We start from the raw sequence: 24,027 nt of genomic DNA, 5'->3' as shown, positions 1-24,027 counted from the left end.
CTCAGCCGCCGAGTCCCCTGAGCCGCTCGTACCGCTCCAGACAGGCCGCGTACGACGGCAGCAGCCCCGACGCCTGTGCCTGGGCGAGCGACGGTGCCCGGGCGTCCTTCGGCGACAGCGCCGGCCGCAGGCCCTCGGGCCAGACGATGCCCAGATCGGGGTCGAGCGGGTGCACCTGGTGCTCGCGCTCGGGCGCGTACCCGGTCGAGCACAGGTACACCACGGTGGCGTCGTCGGTGAGGGCCAGGAAGGCGTGACCCAGGCCCTCCGCGAGGAACACGGCGTGCCGGGCGTCGTCGTCCAGCGGCACCGTCTCCCACCGCCCGAACCCCGGCGAGCCCATCCGGAGGTCGACGACCACGTCGAGGACGGCGCCGCGCACGCAGGTGACGTACTTGGCCTGCCCCGGCGGCACATCGGCGAAGTGCACCCCGCGCAGGACACCACGGCGGGAGACGGAGCAGTTGGCCTGGGCCAGGTCCAGGCCGTACCCGGTGGCCTCGCGCAACTCCCGGGCGCGGTACCACTCGTGGAAGCTGCCCCGCTCGTCGGGAAAGACCTCGGGCTCCAGCACCCAGGCCCCGTCGATCCCCAGAGGACGCACGCCCGTCACCCCCTCCGTGCCGTGACTCGGGACGCCACCCCGCGCAGGAGCCGGCGGAGCGCCCGCCGCGCCCTGCGGGCCAGTCGCCGGACCTTTCCCGGCGTGGGCGCCCGCACCGGGCGCACGCCGTCCGTGCCGACGCGCAGCGCCACGGGCAGCGGGTGGAAGCGCGGCTCCTGCGTTCCGAGCGGCTCGCGGGTCCCGGACGTCTCGGGGGTCTCGGGGGTGAGGCAGAGCTCCGTCCGCCACGTCCTTCCCGCAAGGTCGGCCATGGGCAGGGCGGCCTCCAGGTGCCCGCCGGGGGAGAGACCGGCGAGCACCTCGTGCGAGCCGCCCCGGGCCGTCAGCCGCAGCAGCACTCCGGTGGCCTCGGGCACGTACAGCGGCAGGGTCGCGCGCAGCCGGTCCCCGTCCACGGTGACGTCCCCGGGGGTGAGCCGGCCCAGTCCCAGCCGCCGGCCCGCCCGGCCCACGTCCAGCGCGAGACTCGCGTGCCGGTCCGTCCAGTACGGCAGCACCACACGGCCGGCGACGACACCGGCGTACGGGGCGGGCCGGTCCTGCCGGGGGGCCGGGCCCAGCCGGACGTCCTTCGTCCAGCCGCCCAGGCGGACGCGGACGAGGACGTCCCACAGGCCCTCGCCCGGCGGCCCGCCGCTGACCGCGCCCGCCGGATCGACCGTGACCGTCGCCCGCAGCACCAGCCGGACCCGGCTGCCGTCCCCGGCCGGAACGGTCTCCCGGACGACCTCCACGGGCTGGAAGTACTGGGCCGCGCTGGCCCGCTCCCGCAACAGCACGTCCGGCACGGCCCGCCCGAACCTGCCGACGACGTCCGTGCCCAGCCAGCGCACCGCCTCGGCCACGTCCCGCGGGGGCCACCGCGGGGAGCCCGAGGCCGCCGGGAAGGTCATCGGCTCGCCCTCGTGCGTCAGCTCGGCGGCGAAGGCGACGCGCAGCACACCGTCGCACCACTCCACGGCCTCCGGGACCGCGACGGCTCCGACCCCCGCCTCCCACCGCGCGAAGTCGACGACGTCGTCGTACCGGCCGTCGGCGGCCAGCGCGGCGACCACCCGCTGGGTGGGCTGCATCGGCGCCGCCACGCCCGGCCCGAACCGCTCGACGACGACCGCGTGGATCTCGTCGAACAGCTGCCGCCGGTAGTCCTCGGGCAGGGCGAGGAAGCGCCGGCCGCGCAGCCGTTCGACCATCTCCACGCGCAGCCAGCGCCGGAACAGCCTGTCGCGCAGCGGCCCCGGCTCGGTGTACCGCTCGACGACGTCGAGGGCCTCCCGGAGGTTCTTGAAGTACCCCACCGGATCGAAGCGCTGGAAGCCCGCGTTGGAGGCGTCGTCCCGCCGCACGTGGTAGTAGCAGACGTAGTCGCTGAGCACCGCCACGCTGTGCGCGCGCAGAAAGGCCTCGGTGACGAAGACGTGGTCCTCCAGGCGGCGCCGCCCCTCCGGGAAGCGCAGGCCGGTGCGGTCCAGGAACGCCCGGCGGACCATCTTGTGCGGGGTGAGGCTGTCGATCAGGGGCGCGTTCTCCACGGTGGCGCGAGGGCGGTTCACCCGGAACAGCTCCACCGGCACGCCCCGGCCCCGGCCGGCCATCTTGCCGACGACCACGTCCGCGTCGTGGGCGACGCCGTAGTCGTACATCCGCTCCAGCGCCTCGTCGCCCAGGTAGTCGTCGTTGTCGACGAACATGACGTACGTGCCGCTGGAGGCGTCGATGCCGACGTTGCGGGGCTTGCCCGACCAGCCGGAGTTCTCCTGGTGGATGACGCGCACCCGGGGATCCTCGGCGGCGAGCGTGTCGAGCCGGGCGGGGGTGGCGTCGGTGGACCCGTCGTCGACGAAGATCACTTCGTACTCGTCCGGGGGCAGCGACTGCCGCAGCAGCGACGCGACGCAGTCCTCGATGTAGGGACCGGGGTTGTAGACGGGGACGATGACGCTGACCTTGACCGGCATCGGGCTCCTGGCCCCCTCTGGTCGCTTGCCGTGTGCGTGGCCGCTTGCCGTGGGCGGGCGGCGGGTGCGTGGCCCGATGCTATCCCCGCCGTCGCCGCCGCACCCTCCGTCCCCACGGGTGGATGCACAGCGGCCCTCGTACGCTGGGGGCGTGCGCCTCCTGCTGCTGTCCGACACCCACCTCCCCAAGCGCGCCAAGGCGCTCCCCGCCCCGCTGCTCGACGAACTCCCGCGCGCCGACGTCGTGATCCACGCCGGGGACTGGGTCGACACGGCCACCCTCGACCTGCTGGAGAGCCGCAGCCGCCGGCTCCTCGCCGTGTACGGCAACAACGACGGCCCCGATCTGCGCGCCCGCCTCCCCGAGGTCGCCTGCGCCGACCTCGGGGGACTGCGCTTCGGGGTCGTCCACGAGACCGGGCCGGCCCAGGGCCGCGAGGCGCGCTGCGCCGCCCGCTTCCCCGATCTCGACGTCCTCGTCTTCGGCCACAGCCACATCCCCTGGGACACCACCGCCCCCGGCGGACTGCGCCTGCTCAACCCGGGCTCCCCGACCGACCGCCGCCGCCAGCCGCACTGCACCTACCTGACGGCCGAGGTGGACGACGGCCGGCTCACGGACGTCGTCCTGCACCGGCTCCCGCCCCGCTGAACTCCCCGCCCCCACACGGTAATTCGGTGGACGCCCGACCCCTGCGCCCGCTGACATGGACCATGTGCTGATCGACACGCCGCTCGTCCGCCGTCTGCTCGCCGCCCAGTTCCCGCAGTGGGCCCATCTCCCCGTCGCACCGGTCCCGCAGTCCGGTATGGACAACGCCACCTTCCGCCTCGGCGACGACCTGTCCGTACGGCTGCCGCGCTACGCGCACTGGACCGGCCAGGTCGCCCGCGAACACCGCTGGCTGCCGCACCTCGCCCCGCACCTTCCGCTGCCGGTCTCCGAACCGGTCGCCCAGGGCGTCCCCGGCCAGGGCTACCCGTACCCCTGGTCGGTGTACCGCTGGCTGGAAGGGGAGACCGCGACCACCGAGGCCCTCGCCGACCCGGTGCGCACCGCCCTCGACCTCGCCGGATTCCTGACCGCCCTCCAGACCTGCGACGCCGGCGGCGGCCCCGGACCCGAGCAGAGCAACGCCTTCCGGGGCGTGCCCCTGGGCGACCCCCGCGACTCCATCGCCGTGGAGGCACGCGTGCGGCCCAAGATCGAGGCGCTGAAGGGGACCGGGCTGGTCGACACCGACGCGGTGACCGAGGTGTGGGAGGCGGCCCTCGCCGCGCCCGCCTGGCAGAAGCCGCCCGTGTGGATCCACGGCGACCTCGACGCCGGCAACCTCCTCCTGCGCGACGGCCGGCTCGGCGCGGTCATCGACTTCGGGACGCTCGCCGTGGCCGACCCGGCGGTGGATCTGCTGCCCGCCTGGAAGTTCCTGCCCGCCGAGGCGCGCGGGGTGTTCCGGGAGGCGGTCGGCGCCGACGACGCCACCTGGGCGCGCGGTCGCGGCTGGGCGCTGGCGAGCTCGCTGCCCGTGCCGGACGACCCCTTCTTCCGCGACCACCCGGCCCGGACCGCGGCGGCTCTGCGCCACTTGGAGCAGATCATCGCGGATCACCGGGAGGACGGGGCCTGACGGGTGGCGGCCTCACGACGCGGGGTGGATCGCCCCCTGCATCGCCGTCAGCGGCGCCCCACTGCCGCCCCAGCGCAGCGCGACGATCTCGGCGGCCACCGACACGGCCACCTCCTCCGGCGTGCGCGCCCCCAGGTCGAGGCCGACCGGTGAGCGCAGCCGGGACAGTTCACGGTCCGTCAGCCCCGCCTCCACCAGCCGGCGCCGGCGGTCGTTGTGGGTGCGGCGGCTGCCCATCGCCCCGATGTACGCGGCCGGCCGGCGCAGCGCCACCTCCAGCAGCGGCACGTCGAACTTCGGGTCGTGGGTCAGCACACAGATCACCGTGCGCTCGTCGGTGGCCGTGTCGCGCAGATAGCGGTGCGGCCACTCCACGACCACCTCGACGCCTCCGGGGAAACGTTTCGGGGTGGCGAAGACCGGCCGCGCGTCACACACCGTGACCCGGTAGCCGAGGAAGTCCCCGATCCGGGCCACTGCCGCGGCGTAGTCGATCGCGCCGAACACCAGCATCCGCGGCGGCGGAGCGAAGGAGTGCAGGAACACCGAGACGGCGTCCTCCCGCCGCTGACCGCGCGGCCCGTAGTGCCGTACGCCCGTGGCGCCGAGGGCGAGTTCGCCGCGCGCGTCGGCGGTGACCGCCACGTCCAGACCGCTCGCGCCCAGCGTGCCGGACGTGCGCTGTGGCCAGACCGCGAGGGTGGCGCCGCGTGGGGCGGGCCCGTCCGTCACCGTCGCCACGGTCACCGGCTCGCCCGCCGCCACCGACCGGGCGACCGCGCCGAACGATGGGTCGAGCGCGGGCGTGACCGGCCGCACCAGCAGGGTGATCTCGCCGCCGCAGGTGAGCCCGACCGCGAAGGCGTCCTCGTCGCTGTACCCGAAGGACTCCAGCCGGGCCTCCCCGCTCGCCACCACCTCCTGGGCCAGCTCGAACACCGCGCCCTCGACACACCCCCCGGAGACACTGCCCACGACCTCGTCGTCCGGCCCGACCGCCATGGCCGCGCCCGGATCGCGCGGCGCGCTGCGGCTGACGGCGACGACGGTGGCCAGCCCGAACGGCACACCGGCCGCGTACCACCCGTTCAGCACCGGGAGAATCTCACGCACGGTCCGCTCCTTTCCGGCCACGGCTACTGGACCGGCTTGTTTGAACGTTAATCCGTTGCCGCTGGGCCCGCCCGTCTGTTGCACTGCCCAGGACCCATTCCCGGAAGATCCAGGAGCACAGATGCGCACTGCGTTCATGTCCCCCCAGGAAGGAACGACCCCCACTCCGAAGGACATGACGCTTCGTGCACTTGCTCAACCTCGGGATCCTCGCCCACGTCGACGCCGGTAAGACCAGCCTCACCGAGCGGCTGCTGCACTCCGCCGGCATCATCGACGAGATCGGCAGCGTCGACGCCGGCAGCACACAGACGGACACCCTCGCGCTGGAGCGGCAGCGCGGCATCACCATCAAGTCGGCCGTCGTCTCCTTCCCGGTCGACGACATCACCGTCAACCTCCTCGACACCCCCGGCCACCCGGACTTCATCGCCGAGGTGGAGCGCGTCCTCGGCGTGCTCGACGGCGCGGTCCTCGTCGTCTCGGCGGTGGAGGGCGTGCAGGCGCAGACCCGCGTCCTGATGCGCACGCTGCGGCGGCTGCGCATCCCCACGCTGGTCTTCGTCAACAAGATCGACCGACGCGGGGCACGCCAGGAGGGTGTTCTGCGGGAACTCTCCGGCCGGCTCTCTGCGCCGGTCGTCCCGATGGGCACGGCCACGGGACTCGGCACGCGCCAGGCCGCCTTCCGGCCCGGCCGCCCCGCCCCCGACGTCCTCGCCGACCACGACGACGACCTCCTGACCGCGTACGTCGACGGCTCCCTCACACCGGAGCGCCTGCACGCGGCCCTCGTCGCGCAGACCCGCGCCGGCCTCGTCCACCCGGTGTACTTCGGCTCGGCGATGACCGGCGCGGGCGTGCCCGAGCTGATCGCCGGCATCAAGGAACTGCTGCCTCCGGCCGACGGGGACCCCGAGGGCCCGCTCTCCGGCACCGTCTTCAAGGTGGAGCGGGGCCCGGCGGGGGAGAAGATCGCCTACGCGCGCCTCTTCTCGGGCACCCTGCGCACCCGCGACCGCGTCCTCTTCGGCGGCCGGGAGGGCAAGGTCACCGCGATCAGCGTCTTCGACCACGGCACCGACGTCCGGGACGAGGCGGTTGCGGCGGGCCGCATCGCCCGCCTGTGGGGCCTCGCCGAGGTGAGGATCGGCGACAGCGTCGGCGTACCGCGCACCGCGCCCGGCCAGGTCTTCGCGCCGCCCACCCTGGAGACGGTCGTCGTGCCCGGCCCGGACACCGACCCTCGCTCGCTGCATCTCGCCCTCACCCAGCTGGCCGAACAGGATCCGCTGATCGGCCTGCGGCACGACGAGGTCCGCCAGGAGACCTCCGTGTCCCTCTACGGGGAGGTGCAGAAAGAGGTCGTCCAGGCGACCCTCGCCGACGAGTACGGCCTCGACGTCACCTTCCGGGAGACGACACCCCTGTGCGTCGAGCGGCCGGCCGGCCCGGGAGCGGCCGTCGAGTTCAACAAGAAGGGCGGGAATCCCTTCCTCGCCACCGTCGGCCTGCGCGTCGACCCCGCCCCACCCGGTACCGGCGTGACCTTCGGCCTGGAGGTGGAGCTGGGCTCCATGCCGTACGCGTTCTTCAAGGCGGTCGAGGACACCGTCCGCGAGACGCTCGGCCAGGGGCTGCACGGCTGGCAGGTCACCGACTGCGCGGTCACCATGACGCACTCCGGCTACTCGCCCCGCCAGAGCCACGCCCACCAGGGCTTCGACAAGAGCATGTCCAGCACCGGCTACGACTTCCGTGGCCTGACCCCGCTGGTCCTGATCGAGGCGCTGCGGAGGGCGGGGACGCGGGTGTACGAGCCGATGCACCACTTCCGGATCGAGGCCCCGGCGGACACCCTCGGCGCGCTGCTGCCGGTGCTCGCCGCGCTGCGGGCCGTACCGCGTACGACGCAGACCCGGGGCGCGCTGTGCGTGCTGGAGGGCGCGGTGCCCGCCGCCCGGGTGCACGCCCTCGGACAGCGGATGCCCGGGCTGACCCGGGGCGAGGGCGAGCTGGAGAGCGCCTTCGACCACTACGCGCCCGTCGTCCACGGCACGGTCCCCGAGCGCCCGCGCACCGACCACAACCCGCTCAACCGGAAGGAGTACCTGCTGAACGTGACGGGCCGGACGGGCAGTTGAGGCGACTCGGGGCGGCTGAGGTGACTGCTAGTCAACTTACTCCGGGGTCAGGTGGTATTGACGGTGTCCGGAAATGGCCGGACTGTAGTGGACATGCCGAATATTCGGGCACGTTTGCTCGCTGTTCTGGTCATCCTCTGCGGATTCCTGACGGTGGCGGGTACCCCGACCGCCACCGCCGCCACCGTCCCCGACTCCCTCCCGTTCGACGGCAGTCCGCTCACCGTGTCGGGCGGTCGCTTCGTCGACGCCGCCGGCCGCGAGGTCGTGCTGCGCGGCTACAACGTCTCCGGCGAGACCAAGCTCGCCGAGAACAAGGGCCTGCCCTTCGCCTCGGCCGCCGACGCCAGGAAGTCGGCGACCGCCCTGCGCGCCCTCGGCGGCGGCAACTCCGTCCGCTTCCTGCTCTCCTGGGCCTACGCCGAACCGGTGCGCGGCCAGGTCGACACCACCTACCTGGCCGCCGCCACCGACCAGATGCGCGCCTTCCTCGACGCCGGCATCCGCGTCTACCCCGACTTCCACCAGGACCTGTACTCCCGGTACCTCTTCGACCCCGACAGCTGGTACACGGGCGACGGCGCCCCCCAGTGGGCGGTCGACCTCGGCAACTACCCCGACGAGTCCTGCGGGATCTGCTTCCTCTGGGGCCAGAACATCACCCAGAACGGCGCGGTGAAGGCCGCCCAGCACGACTTCTGGCACAACGCGTACGGCCTCCAGGACGCCTTCCTCACCACCGCCCAGCGGACGATGACCTACGTCAAGCAGAACCTGACCGCCGAGCAGTTCGCGGGCGTCCTCGGCTTCGACCCCTACAACGAGCCCTACGCCGGCACCTACGACTCCGGCCAGAACAGCCGCACCTGGGAACGCGACCTGCTGTGGCCCTTCTACGTGAAGTTCCGGGCCCGGATGGACGCGGCCGGCTGGCAGGACAAGCCCGCCCTCGTCGAACCGAACCTCTTCTGGAACGGCAACGTCAGCAAGGAGGAGGGCGGCCTCCTCGACGCGGGCACCCTCGGCTCCCGCTACGTCTTCAACACCCATTTCTACGACCAGAAGGCCATCTCCGGGATCCTGATGTGGGGCAAGGCGGCCGACGGCCAGTACGTCACCGACTTCGGCACGGTCCGCGACCGGGCGTCGGCTGCCGGGACGACGGCCGTGGTCAGCGAGTTCGGCCACCCCCTCGCGGGCACGGTCTCGGACAAGGCGCCGACCGTCCTCAAAGCCATGTACCAGGCCCTCGACTCCCGGGTGAAGGGCGCGAGTTGGTGGACGACACCGGCCACCTCGGGACCCGTGCTCTCCGGCAACCAGTGGCAGTGGGACATCTACAACGGCCGCCACCACGAGCTGATGAACGGCAACCCCGACAAGGTGCTCACCACCGGCGACGCCTGGAACGACGAGGACCTCTCCGCCGTACGTCTCGACGACACAGGCAAGGTGACACTGCGCCAGGACGCCCGCCTCCTCGACCGGATCTACCCGAGCGCCACCAGCGGCACGACCCTCGCCTTCACCTACGAGGACCGCTCCCGCGACGGCTCCACGACCCTCACCTGGAACCCGGTGCCGAGCTCCCTGCCGAACGTGGCGCAACTCGTCGGCTCCGGCCAGTACGGCCTGCTGGTGTGGCGCTCCAACGGCGGCAGCGCACCCACCGAACTGCACCTGCCCGCCACCTTCCCGACCGCGTCCACCACCGTGGTCTCCGACCTCGGCACGGTGTACGGCCCACCGGCGTACACGACCACCACGAAGATCGCCGCGGCCCTGGAACCCGGCGGCACGGGCAGCCGACGGCTGCTGCTCAGCGCACCGGACGCGGGCACGGTCCACTACGCGCTGGTGACCAACGGGGCGACCGCACCGACCGCGACCCTGCTGGCCGCCGCCCGGTCGGAACTGTCGGCCTGGGTCGCCCAGAAGATCAAATAGCCGCCGCTTGACCCTCCCCTTGCGTCAGGGTTGACGCTGTACCCCGACGAAAGGGCAGGCGGATGAGTTACTCCGTGCGGCAGGTCGCGGACTTCGCCGGCGTGACGGTGCGCACGCTGCACCACTACGACCGGACGGGCCTGCTGACCCCCGGCGGCCGCAGCCGGGCCGGATACCGGCTCTACGACGACGCCGACCTGGCCCGGCTCCAGCAGATCCTCTTCTACCGTGAACTCGGCTTCTCCCTCGACGAGATCGCCGCCATCCTCAAGGACCCGCAGGCCAACGTCCTCGAACACCTGCGGGCTCGGCAACGGCAGCTGAGCGAGGAGATCGCCCGGCTGCGGCGGCTGGCGGAGGTCGCCGAGCGGGCCATCGAGGTCCAGCAGACCGGGGTGTCCCTGACCCCCGAGGAACGCTTCGAGGTCTTCGGCGACATCACCTTCGACCTCAGCTACGCCACCGAGGCCCGGCTGAGTGGGCGGAATCGGCCGGACAGCGCGAGGCAATGGCCCGCGCCGCCGCCCATACCAAGGAGGACTGGCGGCGGCTGATGGCCGAGGCCGCCGAGTGGCGCGCCGAGCTGCTCGACGTCTTCGACGCCGGGGAGCCCGCCGACGGTGAGCGCGCCCTGGACCTCGCCGAGCGGCACCGCGGCCACATCACGCGCTGGTTCACCGACTGCCCGCCCGCCATGCACCGGCGCATTGCCGACGACTTCGCCGCCGACCCGCGCGCCTTCGCGCTGGTGGTGCCCCCGTCGCTGCAACGCCCCGGCCTCGCCGCCTACTTGTGCAAGGCCGTGCACGCCAACGCGGCCCGTCTGCCGTCAGAGGAGGAACAACAGCCGTGAGGATCCTGATCGCCGCCGCCGGTTCGCGAGGTGACGTCGCCCCGTACACCGGTCTGGGCGCTGAGCTGCGGCGCGCGGGACACGACGTCGCGCTCGCGGCGACGGAGGCGTTCGCCCCCCCTGGTGCGAGAGGCGGGGCTCGAGTTCCGCGGCCTGCCCGGACGCCCCGAGGGCGATGTGTCCGGCCGCCGTCAACTCCTCCGCGCCGCTGCCGTGTTCGTGACCGGGCTGGGCCAGGGCGTCGCCGACGCGGTGACCCCGGACACGGACCTGCTCCTGTTGTCGACCACCACCGCCCCGCTGGGCTGGCACCTCACCGAGGCCACCGGCATCCCGAGCGTCGGTGCCTATCTCCAGCCCACCACCCCCACCGGCGACTTCCCGCCGGTCGTCACCGGCACCCGCTCGCTGGGCCGCCACGGCAACCGCGCCGCCGGCCGCCTCTCCCTGCGCATGGCCGACCGCGTCTACACCCCGGCCGTCACCGAGCTGCGCCGCCGCCTGGAGCTGCCCCCACGCACACCGGCCGCCGCACGCCGGCGCCAGGAGCGGGCCCACTGGCCCGTCCTGCACGGCTTCAGCACCGCCCTCGTCCCCCGCCCTGCCGACTGGCGCCCCGGTCTGGAGATCGTCGGCACCTGGTGGCCGTACCACGACCCCGACCAGCAACTGCCCTCCGCCGTCGAGGACTTCCTCGGCGCCGGGCCGCCGCCCGTCTTCGTCGGCTTCGGCAGCATGGCGGCCGGGCACGGGGAACGGCTGAGCGCGATCGCCGTACGGGCCCTGCGCGCCGCAGGTCTGCGGGGCATCCTCCAGACCGGCAGCGCCGGGCTCGCCGCCGACGGCGACGACGTGCTGACCGTGGGGGAGGTGCCCCACGCGCTGCTCTTCCCACGGGTGGCCGCAGTGGTCCACCACGCGGGAGCGGGCACCTCGGCGGCCGGACTGCGCGCCGGGGTGCCCGCGGTGCCGGTCCCGGTGACGGCGGACCAGCCGTTCTGGGCGGCACGGCTGGCCGGGCTGGGCGCCGCCACCGCGCCCCTGCGGTTCGCGTCCCTGACGGCCGAGGAACTCGCCGACGCGCTCGACCGTGTCGTACGCCGGCCGTCCTGCGCGCCGTCCGCCGAGGCCGCCGCGCGGCACATGGCGACGGAGGACGGGGCGGGACGCGCCCTGAAGGTCATCGAGGAGCGGTTCGGCTGAGTCAGTTGCCGGGGCCCGTCCAGTCGGCGGCCACATGGCCCAGCCGGACGCGCTGCGGGTGGTCACCCACCGGGACCGACACGAGCTTGTTCCCGGTGGCGAAGTCGATCGCCGTGACCTGGTCCGCGCCGCTCTCGGAGACGACACAGCTCTTGCCGTCGCCGCTGACCGTGGCCCAGTAGGGCTTGGAGGCGGTGACGAGCGGGCCCTCCTGGAGGGTGGTGCGGTTGACGACCGTCGCGTAGTCGTCCATCGTCCCCGCGACGCACAGCTTGCTGCCGTCGGGGCTCATCGACAGGCCGTGGTGGCGCGAGTCGTTGACGAACGTGGTGCGGTCGTCGCTGGTCGCCGGGTTCTTCGGCAGGGTCTTCGTCCGGGTGATCCTGTCGGTGGCGATGTCGTACTCGAAGAAGCCGTTGAAGAAGGAGACCTGGAAGTACAGCTTGGACTCGTCCGGGGAGAAGACGGCCGGGCGGACGGCGTCCGAGTAGTCCGTGAGGCCGATCGCGTCCAGCCGCTGGCGCATGTCGATGGTCTTGACCTGCTGGTAGGTGGTCGCGTCGACGACGGTGATACGCCGGTCGCCCTTCGTCCAGTCCAGCCAGGGCGCGTCGAGCGCGGTGTTCACCTCACCGATCGACATGGTCCAGATGTACTTGCCGTCCCTGCTGAAGATGTTCTCGTGCGGCTTGTCGCCCGTGGAGTACGAACCGAGCTGCTTGCCGGTGTTGATGTCCAGCACGTGCACGGTGTTCGACGTCGAGGCGGAGACCGCGACCCGGGTGCCGTCGGGGGAGACGGCCATGTGGTCGGAGCGGTAACCGGACACCGGGAAGCGCCAGTTGATGGCTCCCGTCGACACGTTGATCGAGACGACGTCGGCGAAGCTGGGCCGGGAGACGACCACCGACGAGCCGTCCGGCGTGGAGTACATGTCGTCGACGAACTGGTCGTGGCCCTCGCCGACGCTGTTGCGGATCGTCATGAAGGCGATCCACCGGATCGGGTCGGCGTTGATCTCCGCCATCCGCTGGTCCTTGTCGGGGATGACGTTGATCCGGCCGATCTTCGCGAAGTCCCCGGAGGACTTGATGACATCGGCCGTGCCGTCCCAGTTGTTGGCGACCAACAGCACCTCGCGCTGCGCGGCGGCGTCCGCGGAGGTGGCTGCCGTGGCGGCGGTCGCCGGCGCGGTGACGGTCAGGACGAGGGCGGCGGCTATCGAGCAAAGGTGCCTGGTTCTCAAGGCAGCCATGGCTGCTCTCTCCTCTGCGGGCGGGTGCGGGGGGCATGGGGAAGGAGGGCCCGAATCTGAACACGGCTTCGTTCAGAATGGACTTACTGGAAAGTAAGGAAGGAGCGCCCTTCGCCACAAGACCGCGGACACGACAAAATTGACCGACGGAGCGACGAGGGAGGGTCATGGTGGGCAGGCTGAAGGCGCCGACCGGCCGTTACGCCGGCAAGTCCGCCGAGGAGCGGCAGGCCGAGCGGCGCCGGAGATTCCTGGACGCGGCGCTGCAACTGTTCGGCGACACCCCCGGCTACCGGGGTACGACGGTCGCGGCGCTCAGCGATGCGGCCGGCCTGTCGACGCGCCAGTTCTACGAGGAGTTCCGCACCCTGGAGGACGTCCTGGCGGCGCTGCACCTCCAGGTCAACGACTGGGCCGAGGAGGCGGTCGTGGCCGCGTTCGCCGCCGCCCAGGACCTGCCGCTCGCCGACCGGGTCACCGCGATCTTCCGCGCCTACGCCGGCAATGTCACCGCCGACCCGCGCCGCATCCGCATCACCTTCGTCGAGATCGTCGGCGTCAGCCCCCGCCTGGAGGAGCAGCGCCTGGCCCGCCGCTCCCGCTGGATCGAGCTCATCTGCGCCGAGGCCTCGGAGGCCGCCGCCCGCGGCGAGGCGGCCCCCCGTGACTACCGCCTCGCGGCGACGGCCTTCATCGGCAGCGTCAACGGCCTCCTCCACGACTGGAGCGCCGGCTGGGTGGACGCGACCCTGGACGAAGTCGTGGACGAACTGGTCCGGCAGCTGCTGGGGATCCTGCGGCCCCCGGAGTGGGAGCCGCGCGACTCCTGCGAGTCCTGACGCGCGCGCCGCTGCCCGTCGGTTCAGCCGGCCGGCCGCCCACCGCCCCCGTCCGGACTCCGGCTGCGCCCAGTGGGCCCGGGTGATCGGTCATGCCCCCGCTGGACCCGCCGTCCGAGTCCACCGACAACGGAATTCGCCCCGGACGGGCCATGCAACGGCAGCCGCTCCGTCACCCCATCCGCTCCACTGCCTCCACCACCCGCCCGGCCCCGTCCTCCGCCCGCACCCGCGCCCCCACCTCCCGTGCCCGCTCCCGGAAGGCGGGCTCCCGGGTCACCCGCATCAGCGCCGCGGTCAGCGCGTCCGCGGTGAGCCGGCGCAACGGGACCACCCGCGGGGCCACCCCCAGAGCCACCAGCCGGTCCGCCCAGAAACCCTCGTCGAACTGGACCGGTACCGGCACGGCGGGCACCCCGGCCCGTACTCCGGCCGCCGTCGTGCCCGCGCCGCAGTGGTGGACCACCGCGGCCGTCTCCGGGAAGAGGAGGGCGTGGGGGACCTCGTCGACGGTCAGCATGTCGTCGCCGTCGGCGGAGAGGCCGGCCCAGCCCCGCTGGATCACCCCGCGCAGCCCGGCCTGCCGCAGCGCCCGTACGATCTCGGCGCCGAGCCGCTGCGGATCGGGCACGGTCGCACTGCCCAGACCGACGAACACCGGCGGCGGACCGGCGTCCAGGAAATCCCGTACTGCGGGCGGGAGTCGGGTTTCGCGGTCGTACGCCCACCAGTAGCCGACGACGTCGAGGCCGGGCCGCCAGTCGCGGGGCCGGGGCACCATGTGGGCGCTGAACCCGTGCAGGACGGGTCCGTCCCGGCGTTCGCGCGCCCGCAGCCCCCTGCCGAAGCGTCGGGCGGCGGGCAGCCCCAGTCGCGCGCGGACGGCGGGCAGGGCCGGGGCGAAGGCCTGCTCCACGGCGAGCTCCACACCGTGCCCGGCGAGCCGGTTGCCGAGCGCGCCCCAGGAGCCGCCTCCGAGCATCGGCGGCCTGAACTCCCCGGTGGGGGCGACGGGCTGGAGGTAGAGGCCGAGGCTCGGCAGCGACAGTCCCTCGGCGATGGTGTGCCCCAGCGGGGCCACCGAGGCGGAGAGCAGGAGGGCGTCGCTCGCCCGGGCGGCGGCCACGAGGTCGTCGGTCATGCGGCCCACCAGCGCCCGCCCCATCCGCGCCAACCGCAACAACTTGCCCGCACCGGTGGAGCTGCGGTGCAGCCCCCGGCCCCGCTCCGACTCCAGTTCCTCCCGCGGATCGACCGGCAGCGGGTGGAAGCCCACCCCCGAACCGGTCACCAGCGGCGCGAACCGCGCGTGGGTGACCAGGGTGACCTCGTGGCCCGCGCGCACGAGCGCGTGCCCCAGTCCGGTGAAGGGGGCGACATCGCCCCGGGAGCCCGCTGTCATGATCGCCACTCGCACGACCGACAGTATGGAGGCGCCGAGCGGACGGCGGGGCGAACCACCGTGCAAAAACGGCCACTTGACTCCTGTCCCAGCCGTTGACTTCCCCCTCCCGCGGCTCTACTTTCGGCGCGCAGCACGTTCGGTTCGCCGATCCCCGTTCGGTATTTCGAATGCATCGCATGTCCTGGAAGCCACCGAACCCCCCAGCCGCTGAAGGAGAACCGGGGCTCGCCCCGGTCGAAGGAGCCGCATGAACCCCCCACCCCCGCGCCGCCCCGGCCTCGTCCGGCGCTGCAGAGACGCCGTCGCCCGCGCTCTCGCCCTGCTGCTGACCGCGACCGCGGCCATCGTGTTCGTCCAGGCCGGTCCGGCCCAGGCCGCGACCGCGCGGCAGATCCCCGTGCCGACCGCGCCCATGGGCTGGGCGTCCTGGAACAGCTTCGCCGCCAAGATCGACTACAACGTCATCAAGCAGCAGGTCGACGCGTTCGTCGCGGCGGGCCTGCCTGCGGCCGGGTACAAGTACATCAACATCGACGAGGGCTGGTGGCAGGGCACGCGTGACAGCGCGGGCAACATCACCATCGACGAGGCCGAGTGGCCCGGCGGCATGAGCGCCATCGCCGACTACATCCACAGCAAGGGCCTCAAGGCCGGCATCTACACCGACGCCGGCAAGGACGGCTGCGGCTACTACTTCCCGACCGGCCGCCCCGCCGCACCGGGCAGCGGCAGCGAGGGCCACTACGAGCAGGACATGCTCCAGTTCTCCAAGTGGGGCTTCGACTTCGTGAAGGTCGACTGGTGCGGCGGCGACGCCGAGGGCCTCGACGCGGCGACGACGTACAAGGCGATCAGCGACGCCGTCGCCAAGGCCACCGCCACCACCGGACGTCCGCTCACCCTCTCCATCTGCAACTGGGGCTACCAGAACACCTGGAACTGGGCGCCCGGCCTCGCCCCGATGTTCCGGACCAGCACCGACATCATCTACTGGGGCAACAAGCCCTCGATGACGAGCCTGCTGTCCAACTTCGACCAGGGCCTGCACCCCACCGCCCAGCACACCGGCTACTACAACGACCCCGACATGCTGATGGTCGGCATGGACGGCTTCACCGCCGCCCAGAACCGCACCCACATGAACCTGTGGGCCATCTCAGGCGCCCCGCTCCTCGCCGGCAACAACCTGGCGACCATGACGGCCGAAACCGCCGCCATCCTCAAGAACCCCGAGGTCATCGCCGTCGACCAGGACCCGCGCGGCCTGCAGGGCGTCAAGGTCGCCGAGGACACCGCCGGAGCACAGGTCTACGGCAAGGTCCTCGCCGGCACCGGCAAGCGCGCGGTCGTCCTGCTCAACCGCACCTCCGCCGCGCAGAACATCACCGTCCGCTGGTCCGACCTGGGCCTGACCAACGCCGCCGCGACCGTCCGCGACCTGTGGGCCCGCGCCGACGTCGGCACCCACAGCACGAGTTACACGGCGAACGTCCCGGCGGGCGGCTCGGTGATGCTCACCGTCACCGGCGGCACCGAGGCCTCGGGCAGCACGTACACCGGCACGTCGGGCTTCTCCGGCGTGGTGGCCGGGAACACCGGCCTGAAGGTCGTCGACGTCGCCTACACCAACACCTCCTCCACCGCCCGCACCGCGACCCTGAAGGTCAACGGCCAGACCGCGACGACGGTCTCCTTCCCGCCCACGGGCTCCGCGCAGGGCACGATCACCCTCCAGGTCGCCCTGTCGAAGGGCTCGTCGAACACCCTCACCTTCACCGGCGCCCCGACCCTCGCCGACATCACCGTCCGGCCGCTGCCCGGCACGAACGGCACGCTGGTCGTCGGCAAGCAGTCCGGACGCTGCCTCGACGTCTTCAACAACACCATCACCAACGGCACCCAGGCCGAGCTGTGGGACTGCAACGGCGGCACCAACCAGGCCTGGACGTACACCTCCCGCAAGGAACTCGTGGTGTACGGCAACAAGTGCCTGGACGCCTACAACCTGGGCACCACCAACGGCACCAAGGTCGTCATCTGGGACTGCAACGGCCAGAACAACCAGAAGTGGAACGTCAACGCGGACGGCACGCTGACCAACGTCCACGCCGGCCTCTGCCTCGACGCCTCCGGCGCGGGCACGGCCAACCGCACCCCGATGGTGCTGTGGACCTGCGGCAGCGGCGACAACCAGAAGTGGACGCTGACCTGACGGCCCGGGTTTGCCCCGTCCGGGTGGACCACGCCCCCGGACCCGCCGGGAATCATCAGTAAATCGCACCGTCCCGCCGACCATGACGGTCGGCGGGACGGCCCCGCCCACGGAACCGGGCGGAGCGGCACATGCGGAACAGGTTCGGCGGCGGACGCCGACCGGGGCTCCTGGCCTCGCTGGTGACGGCCTGTCTGCTGGCGTCCGGTGTCACCGCCCCGGCCCTGGCCGCTCCCGGCACCGCGCACGCCGCCGACGTGACGACGATCTCCGAGGACAACTACCGCACCGGCTGGGACCCCAACGAACCCGGACTCGCCCCCGACCAGGTCACCAGCTCCGACTTCGGCCGGCAGTTCTCCACCACCGTCGACGGCCAGATCTACGCCCAGCCCCTGGTCATCGGGAAGACGGTCGTCGTCGCCACCGAGAACAACAAGGTGTACGGCATCGACTCGGCCTCCGGCGCCATCAAGTGGACGAGGAACCTGGGCCCCGCCTGGCCCGCCTCCGCCATCGGCTGCGGCGACCTGGTCCCGAACATCGGCGTCACCGGGACACCCGTGTACGACCCGGCCACCAACTCCGTATATCTCACCTCCAAGAAGAACGACGGCGCCGACGTCCAGCACCCCAACTGGTACGTCCACGCCCTGAACCCCACCACCGGCGCCGAGCGCACCGGCTGGCCGGTGAAGGTCACCGGCTCCCCGACGAACGACCCGGGCCGTCCCTTCAACGCCTACACCGCGATGCAGCGCCCCGGTCTGCTGCTGATGGGCGGTTCCGTGTACGCGGCCTTCGCCTCCCACTGCGACCGCAACCCGTACGTCGGCTACGTCCTGGGCGTCAACACCTCGAACCGCAGGACCAGGCTGTGGGCCACCGAGGACTCCGCCGCCAACGGCATGGCCGGCATCTGGATGAGCGGCGGCGGCCTGGTCTCCGACGGGCCCGGCCGGATCCTGTTCTCCACCGGCAACGGCATCTCCCCGGCGCCCGGCCCCGGTTCACGGCCCCCCGGCCAGCTCGCCGAGTCCGTCGTCCGTATCGGCGTCAACAGCGACGGCACGATGTCCGCGCAGGACTTCTTCAGCCCCGCCAACGCCCCCGTCCTCGACCAGAACGACACCGACCTCGGCTCGGGCGGCCCGGTCGCCCTGCCCGACGACGTCTTCGGCACCGCCCAGTACCCCCACCTGCTGGTGCAGATCGGCAAGGACGGCCGCCTGTTCCTCCACGACCGCGACCACCTCGGCGGCCGCAAGCAGGGCCCGGGCGGCACCGACAAGGCCCTCGGCAACTTCGGCCCGTACGAGGGCGTCTGGGGCCATCCCGGGGTCTACGGCGGCCAGGGCGGCTATGTGTACACGATCGGCAGCCGCGGCCCGCTGCGCGCGTTCAAGTACGGCGTCACCGGCGCCGGCCTGCCCGCGCTCACCAACACCGGCCGCAGCACGGAGACCTTCGGCTACACCTCGGGCTCCCCGGTGATCACCTCCACCGGCACCACCCCCGGCTCCGCGGTCGTCTGGGCGGTGTACTCCGACGGCGCGAGCGGCGCCAACGGGCAGCTGCGCGCCTACGAGGCGACCCCCGTCGACGGCACCCTCAAGCGCCTGTGGTCCGCCCCCATCGGCATCGCCTCCAAGTTCTCCGTGCCCGCCACCGACGGCGGCCGCGTCTACGTCGGCACCCGCGACGGACACCTGATCGCCTTCGGCCGGCCCTCCAACGCGGCGCTGATCGGCGACACCGTGGACTTCGGCGACGTACCCGTCGGCGACACCGGCCGGGCCACGGCGACGGTCACGGCGACCCGCGACGTCACCATCAACGCCGTGGACACCCCGGCGGGCAGCGCCTTCTCCGCCGCGCCCACCGGACTGCCCCGCACCCTGCGCACCGGCGAGAGCTACTCCCTGCCGGTGTCCTTCTCACCCACCTCACCCGGACCCGACAACGCCGTCCTGAACTTCTCCACCGACATCGGCACCACAGGCCTCGGCCTGACCGGCTACGGCACCTGGCCCGGACTGGTCGCCTCCCCGGAAGCGCTGGACTTCGGCATGGTGCCCACGACGACCGACAAGACCCTCGGCGTCACCTTCACCAACACCGGCACCGCACCCGAGACCATCACCGCGGCCACCGCGCCGGACGCCCCCTTCACCGCCGAGGGACTGCCCGCCGCCGGCACGGTCGTCCAGCCGAAGCAGTCCGTCACCGTCCAGGTGACGTACGCGCCGGCCGAGGCCGGCGACCACACCGGGACGCTGTCGGTCACCAGCCAGAACGGCACCCGCAGGGCCGGCACCGTCACCGTCGGCCTGACCGGCAACTCCGTCGTCGGCGAGGCCCGTCTCACGATCACCCCCACCTCCACCGACTTCGGCCAGGTGAAGGTCGGCCGGTCCGTCACGAAGACCTTCGACATCAGCAACACCGGCAACATCCCGCTGACCATCACCAAGGCGAAGGCCCCCGCGGCCCCCTTCCACGTCAGCAACCCGCTCAGCGAGGGCCAGGTCATCGGCCCCGAGGACGTCATCCACCAGGCCGTCACCTTCTCCCCGACCTCCGTCGGCGCGGTCAGCGGCATCTACGAACTCACCGCCGACGACGGCACCGGCCCCCACAACGAGGCGCTCACCGGCAGCGGCACCGCCGGCACGGGCGTCACCCTGCCCGCCCCCGGCGCGGGCGGCTGGCAGCTCAACGGCTCCGCCCACCTCGCCGGTGACGACCTCCAGCTCACCCAGGCCACCGCCTGGCAGGCGGGCTCCGCGGTCTTCCCGGTGCCTGTCCTCACCGACGGCCTGAACACGACGTTCACCACCGTCGTCGGCGGCGGCACCGGCGCCGACGGCCTCACCTTCGCCCTCGTCGACCCCGCCAAGGCCACCCCCGCCGCCCTCGGCGCCGCGGGCGGCGGCCTCGGCTGGACCGGCCTGCCGGGCGTGGCGGTCACCGTCGACACCCACCGCAACGGCAGCGACCCGTCCGCGAACTTCGTCGGCATCGCCATCGCGGGCCGCGGCACCTCCCTCACGTACGCCTCCACCACCACCGCCGTACCGGACCTGCGCTCGGGACCGCACGCCGTCGCCCTGTCCGTCACCGGCAGGACGATCACCGTCTCGATGGACGGCGCACAACTGCTCAGGACGACCGTGAACTCGCTGCCCCCGACCGCCTTCGTCGCCTTCACCGGCGGCACGGGCGCGAGGAACGACATCCACACCGTGCGGGACGTGGCCGTCACCGCCGCCTCCTACGCCGTCCCGCCGCCCGGCCCCAACGGCTGGACCTACAACGGAGCCGCCACCCTGTCCGGCACCAGCCTGGTGCTCACCCCGGCCACACGGAGCAGCCGCGGCACGGGCATCCAGGGCACTCCCGTCCCCTCCGCCCGCCTGCGCACCCGCTTCACCGCGACCATCGGCGGCGGCACCGGCGCCGACGGACTCGCCCTGCTGCTGCTCGACGCCTCGAAGACGACCCCCAGGGCGCTCGGCGGGGGAGGCGCCGGACTGGGCTACGCCGGGCTGCGGGGGATCGCCGTGGCCCTGGACACGTACCGCAACGGCACCGAACCGTCGAACAACTTCGTGGGCCTCGCGACCGGCAGCTCCAGCGGACGGCCCAACTACGTCGCCACCTCCACCGCCGTCCCCGCCCTGCGCACCGGCTCGCACACGATCGACGTGAACGTGACGAGCACCAGCCACCTGGTGGTCAGCGTCGACGGCAAGCGGGTCCTCGACCGGGTGGTCGGCCTGCCGAAGAACGTGCTCGTCGGCTTCGGCGCCGCCACCGGCGGACGCACCGACAGGCACACCGTCACCGGGGTCAGGATCGGCTACTGACGGAGAACCCCGAGCTGTCGGGCGGCCGCCTCCACGGTCTGCTCCACAAGCGTCGCGATCGTCACGCGATCGTCAGGGGACTGACGCCGCCCGGCACCGGGGTGATCAGCGAGGCCCGCTCCACGGCCGAGTCGACGTCGCCGTCGCCGACGTCGCCCGCGTGATGGCCCGTGTCGATCACGACGCCGCCCGGCTTGACGTCCTGCCCCTTGACCAGCCGGGGCCGACCCACGGCGGTGCCTTTCGAAGCCTGATCGTCCGTACGCACGAGACCGGTGACCGGCGGCGCGTGCGGGTGCGGCTCACCGAAGCCGGGCACGCCGCGTTCGAGCGGCACGCGGCGACGGAGGAAGCGGGCGAGACCGGCCTGCTCTCCGTGCTGTCCGCAGCAGAGCGGCGCCCACTGGCCGACCTGCTGCGGAAGCTGGTCCTGGCCGCGGAGGCCGAGCCGGACGCGCCCGCCCCGGCGCCGGGGTGAACCTCCTGCCTACTCGTCCCAGGCCTGGATCATCGTCTGTTCGACGATCTTGCCGTCGCGCAGCGTGACCATCGACTCGGCCAGGACGCGCACTCCGTCCGGGTACTCGCAGGACTCGCTGAAGGCGGCGCGATCGCCCTGCACGACGCAGTCCTCCAACTGGTGCGACATGTCACGGCTGTAGACGTCGTCGAGCATCTCGGCGATCTCGTCACGGCCGTGCAGCACCTTGGGACGGCTGGGCTGGGTGTTGCGGTCGACGACGCGCAGCTCCGCGTCCTCGGCGTAGAGCGACAGCAGTGCTGCCGACGTGTGTCCTTCTATGCCTCTGCGCAGTGTCTCGGTGTCGAAGGCGGAGCCTGCCGCAGTGCCCATGGTGACCTCCTCGAAGGGCAGCGGACCGAGGGGGACGGGCCCGCAGGGCCCTCACTTCGAGACTCCTCCGCCCCACCGGGCTCGGCAAGCGCAGACGGCCCGCCCCACCGTCCCGCGCGGCAGAACTCCGCGTCCTCACTCGGCCGTCGCGAGGAACTGGGTCGCGGCCAGTTCCGCGTACAGCGGATCGGCCGCCACGAGTTCACGGTGCGTGCCCACCGCGCGGACCCGGCCCGCGTCCATGACGACGATCCGGTCGGCCGAGGTGACCGTCGACAGACGGTGGGCGACGCAGAGGACGGTGGTCGTCCTGGCGACGTCGGCGACGGTGTCGCGCAGGGCCGCCTCGTTCACCGCGTCCAGCTGGGAGGTCGCCTCGTCGAGCAGCAGCAGGCGGGGGCTGCGCAGCAGAGCGCGGGCGATGGCCACCCGCTGGCGCTCCCCGCCGGACAGCTTGGTCCCGCGATGCCCGACCAGCGTGTCCAGGCCCTGGGGCAGCCGGCCGACCAGGTCGTCGAGCCGGGTCGTCTTCAGCACGCGCCGCACGGTCTCGTCGTCGGCCTCCGGGTTGCCCAGCAGCAGGTTGTCGCGCAGGGTGCCCGACAGCACGGGGGCGTCCTGCTCGACGTAGCCGATGGCGGACCGCAGCCGGGGCAGCTCCCAGTCGGTGAGGGCGCGGCCGTCCAGGGTGATCGTGCCGGACTCGGGGTCGTAGAACCGCTCGATGAGGGAGAACACCGTCGTCTTGCCGGCGCCGGACGGGCCGACGAACGCGGTCATGCCCCGGGCCGGGACCTCGAAGGTCACGCCGTGATGGACGTACGGCAGGTCCTCGGCGTACCGGAAGCGGACGTCGCTGAAGGCGAGCGAGGCGGGTTCGGCGGCGGACGACGGCAGCGGTGCCGTCCGGGCCGCCGGTTCGGCGGGCAGCCCGAGCGCCTCCTGGATGCGGCTGAGGGCGGCGGAGCCCGCCTGGTACTGGATGACCGCGCCGATGACCTGCTGGATGGGCGACATCAGATAGAAGACGTACAGCAGGAACGCCACCAGCGTCGCGATGCTGATCGCACCGGTCGCGACCCGCGCCCCGCCCACCGCCAGCACCGTGATGAACGCGGTCTGCATCGCCAGGCCGGCCGTGTTGCCCGCGGCCGCCGACCACTTGGCGGCCCGCACGCTCTGCCGCCACGACTCCTCGGCCGCCGCGTGCAGCGCCCGCTCCTCACGGTCCTCGGCGCCCGACGCCTTCACCGTGCGCAGCGCGCCCAGCACCCGCTCCAGCGAGGCTCCCATCACACCGACCGCGTCCTGCGCCTGGCGACTGGCCCGGTTGATGCGCGGCACGATCACCCCGAGGACCGTGCCCGCCCCCAGGATCACGGCCAGCGTCACCCCGAGCAGCACCGGGTCGACCACCGCCATCAGCACCACCGTCGCCACGAGCGTGAGCCCGCCGGTGCCCAGGCCGACCAGCGAGTCGGTGGTGACCTCCCGCAGCAAGGTCGTGTCCGAGGTGATGCGCGCCATCAGGTCACCGGGCTCGCTGCGGTCCACCGCCGTGATCCGCAGCCGCAGCAGATACGACGACAGCGCGCGCCGCGCCCCGAGCACCACCGACTCGGCCGTGCGCCGCAACACGTACGAACCCAGCGCGCCCACCGCCGCGTTGGCGATCACCAGCCCCGACAGCGCGAGCAGCGCACCCGTGATCGCACGGTCCTCGGCGAGGTCCTCGATCAGCCCCCGCGCCACCAGCGGCAGCAGCAGTCCCGTGGCGCCGGTGACCAAGGAGAGCAGCGCCCCCGCGAGCAGCGCCCAGCGGTGCGGTCGTACATAACCGAGCAGAAGGCGCCACGGGGATGGGACAGCGGCCGTCTCTGCGTTGCTCACGGGGCTCCTCGGGGGCCGTCGGGGTGGGGCGTTCAGGCTACGTCGGCGTGCGCGGCGCTTGGCCGCAAGGCGGCGTTCCGGGCGATGACCTGCCTTGTTGTGTGCCGTTACCGATCAGTCGCGCGTAGGGTCGGGACAGGGACAGATGGCCGCCGACGAAAGGGCAGCACCATGGCGCAGGAAGTGCGCGGAGTGATCGCGCCGGGCAGGGACGAGCCGGTGCGGGTGGA

At 72.7% G+C, this 24,027-nt stretch carries 15 protein-coding genes and 3 pseudogenes; 10 read left to right on the top strand and 8 right to left on the bottom strand.

Going from position 1 to position 24,027, the window contains the following annotated elements; translation table 11 throughout:
- Position 1 precedes the first annotated feature (1 nt).
- A complete protein-coding gene (gene rfbC, locus IE263_RS27215) occupies positions 2–604 on the bottom strand; it encodes a dTDP-4-dehydrorhamnose 3,5-epimerase (RefSeq protein ID WP_189940439.1) in 603 nt (200 codons plus the stop codon).
- Positions 605–609: 5 nt separating this feature from the next.
- Positions 610–2,583: a glycosyltransferase family 2 protein gene (locus tag IE263_RS27210; RefSeq protein ID WP_189940438.1), complete on the bottom strand. Its 1,974-nt coding sequence runs from the start codon at positions 2,581–2,583 to the stop codon at positions 610–612.
- A gap of 151 nt (positions 2,584–2,734) precedes the next feature.
- On the opposite strand from IE263_RS27210, the gene IE263_RS27205 reads away from it, so the two are divergent.
- Complete coding sequence (locus IE263_RS27205) at positions 2,735–3,235, top strand: metallophosphoesterase family protein (RefSeq protein WP_189940437.1); 501 nt, start codon at positions 2,735–2,737, stop codon at positions 3,233–3,235.
- 55 nt (positions 3,236–3,290) lie between these two features.
- Entirely contained in the window at positions 3,291–4,214 is a 924-nt protein-coding gene (locus IE263_RS27200; RefSeq protein ID WP_189940436.1) for an aminoglycoside phosphotransferase family protein, read from the top strand.
- A gap of 12 nt (positions 4,215–4,226) precedes the next feature.
- On the opposite strand, the gene IE263_RS27195 is transcribed toward IE263_RS27200, so the two are convergent.
- The gene (locus tag IE263_RS27195) at positions 4,227–5,327 is read right to left on the bottom strand and encodes an XdhC family protein (protein ID WP_189940435.1); all 1,101 of its coding nucleotides are present in this window, start codon (positions 5,325–5,327) and stop codon (positions 4,227–4,229) included.
- Positions 5,328–5,512: 185 nt separating this feature from the next.
- Between IE263_RS27195 and IE263_RS27190 the strand changes: the two genes are divergently transcribed.
- From IE263_RS27190 to IE263_RS27175, 4 genes and pseudogenes are all read left to right on the top strand, one after another.
- On the top strand, positions 5,513–7,471 hold the full coding sequence (locus tag IE263_RS27190; protein WP_189940434.1) for an elongation factor G: 1,959 nt from the start codon (positions 5,513–5,515) through the stop codon (positions 7,469–7,471).
- A 93-nt stretch (positions 7,472–7,564) separates the two neighbouring features.
- Entirely contained in the window at positions 7,565–9,418 is a 1,854-nt protein-coding gene (locus tag IE263_RS27185; protein WP_189940433.1) for a cellulase family glycosylhydrolase, read from the top strand.
- Between the two features lie 62 nt (positions 9,419–9,480).
- Positions 9,481–10,271, top strand: a pseudogene (locus IE263_RS49780) (MerR family transcriptional regulator).
- A pseudogene (locus IE263_RS27175) lies at positions 10,268–11,474 on the top strand (glycosyltransferase). The pseudogenes IE263_RS49780 and IE263_RS27175 overlap by 4 nt, the downstream one beginning before the upstream one ends.
- A 1-nt stretch (position 11,475) precedes the next feature.
- Here the strand turns inward: IE263_RS27175 and IE263_RS27170 are convergent.
- Positions 11,476–12,729: a YncE family protein gene (locus tag IE263_RS27170; protein WP_189940432.1), complete on the bottom strand. Its 1,254-nt coding sequence runs from the start codon at positions 12,727–12,729 to the stop codon at positions 11,476–11,478.
- 167 nt (positions 12,730–12,896) lie between these two features.
- Between IE263_RS27170 and IE263_RS27165 the strand changes: the two genes are divergently transcribed.
- The gene (locus tag IE263_RS27165; RefSeq protein WP_189940431.1) at positions 12,897–13,568 is read left to right on the top strand and encodes a TetR/AcrR family transcriptional regulator; all 672 of its coding nucleotides are present in this window, start codon (positions 12,897–12,899) and stop codon (positions 13,566–13,568) included.
- A gap of 172 nt (positions 13,569–13,740) precedes the next feature.
- Here the strand turns inward: IE263_RS27165 and IE263_RS27160 are convergent, their stop codons facing one another.
- A complete protein-coding gene (locus IE263_RS27160; RefSeq protein ID WP_189940670.1) occupies positions 13,741–14,970 on the bottom strand; it encodes a glycosyltransferase in 1,230 nt (409 codons plus the stop codon).
- 250 nt (positions 14,971–15,220) lie between these two features.
- Between IE263_RS27160 and IE263_RS27155 the strand changes: the two genes are divergently transcribed.
- Entirely contained in the window at positions 15,221–17,185 is a 1,965-nt protein-coding gene (locus IE263_RS27155) for a ricin-type beta-trefoil lectin domain protein (protein WP_189940430.1), read from the top strand.
- 131 nt (positions 17,186–17,316) lie between these two features.
- Positions 17,317–21,054 carry a choice-of-anchor D domain-containing protein gene (locus IE263_RS27150; protein WP_189940429.1) on the top strand — a complete coding sequence of 1,246 codons (3,738 nt, stop codon included), beginning with the start codon at positions 17,317–17,319 and terminating at the stop codon, positions 21,052–21,054.
- Here the strand turns inward: IE263_RS27150 and IE263_RS27145 are convergent.
- A pseudogene (locus IE263_RS27145) lies at positions 21,048–21,289 on the bottom strand (bifunctional 5,10-methylene-tetrahydrofolate dehydrogenase/5,10-methylene-tetrahydrofolate cyclohydrolase); the annotation flags it as partial. The gene IE263_RS27150 and the pseudogene IE263_RS27145 overlap by 7 nt on opposite strands.
- 60 nt (positions 21,290–21,349) lie before the next feature.
- Here IE263_RS27145 and IE263_RS27140 point away from each other — a divergent pair.
- Positions 21,350–21,532, top strand: coding sequence for a hypothetical protein (locus IE263_RS27140; RefSeq protein WP_229911186.1), 183 nt, complete (start codon positions 21,350–21,352; stop codon positions 21,530–21,532).
- A 9-nt stretch (positions 21,533–21,541) separates the two neighbouring features.
- On the opposite strand, the gene IE263_RS27135 is transcribed toward IE263_RS27140, so the two are convergent.
- Together IE263_RS27135 and IE263_RS27130 are read right to left on the bottom strand one after the other, a co-directional pair.
- Complete coding sequence (locus IE263_RS27135; RefSeq protein WP_189940428.1) at positions 21,542–21,907, bottom strand: nuclear transport factor 2 family protein; 366 nt, start codon at positions 21,905–21,907, stop codon at positions 21,542–21,544.
- Between the two features lie 135 nt (positions 21,908–22,042).
- Positions 22,043–23,797, bottom strand: coding sequence for an ABC transporter ATP-binding protein (locus IE263_RS27130; RefSeq protein WP_189940427.1), 1,755 nt, complete (start codon positions 23,795–23,797; stop codon positions 22,043–22,045).
- Between the last annotated feature and the right edge of the window lie 230 nt (positions 23,798–24,027).

It is taken from the genome of Streptomyces aurantiogriseus, from assembly GCF_014649375.1.
In the GTDB taxonomy this organism is placed as follows: domain Bacteria; phylum Actinomycetota; class Actinomycetes; order Streptomycetales; family Streptomycetaceae; genus Streptomyces; species Streptomyces aurantiogriseus.
The sequence above is the reverse complement of the archived record's forward strand: the minus strand, read 5'-3'. Positions and strand labels throughout refer to the sequence as shown.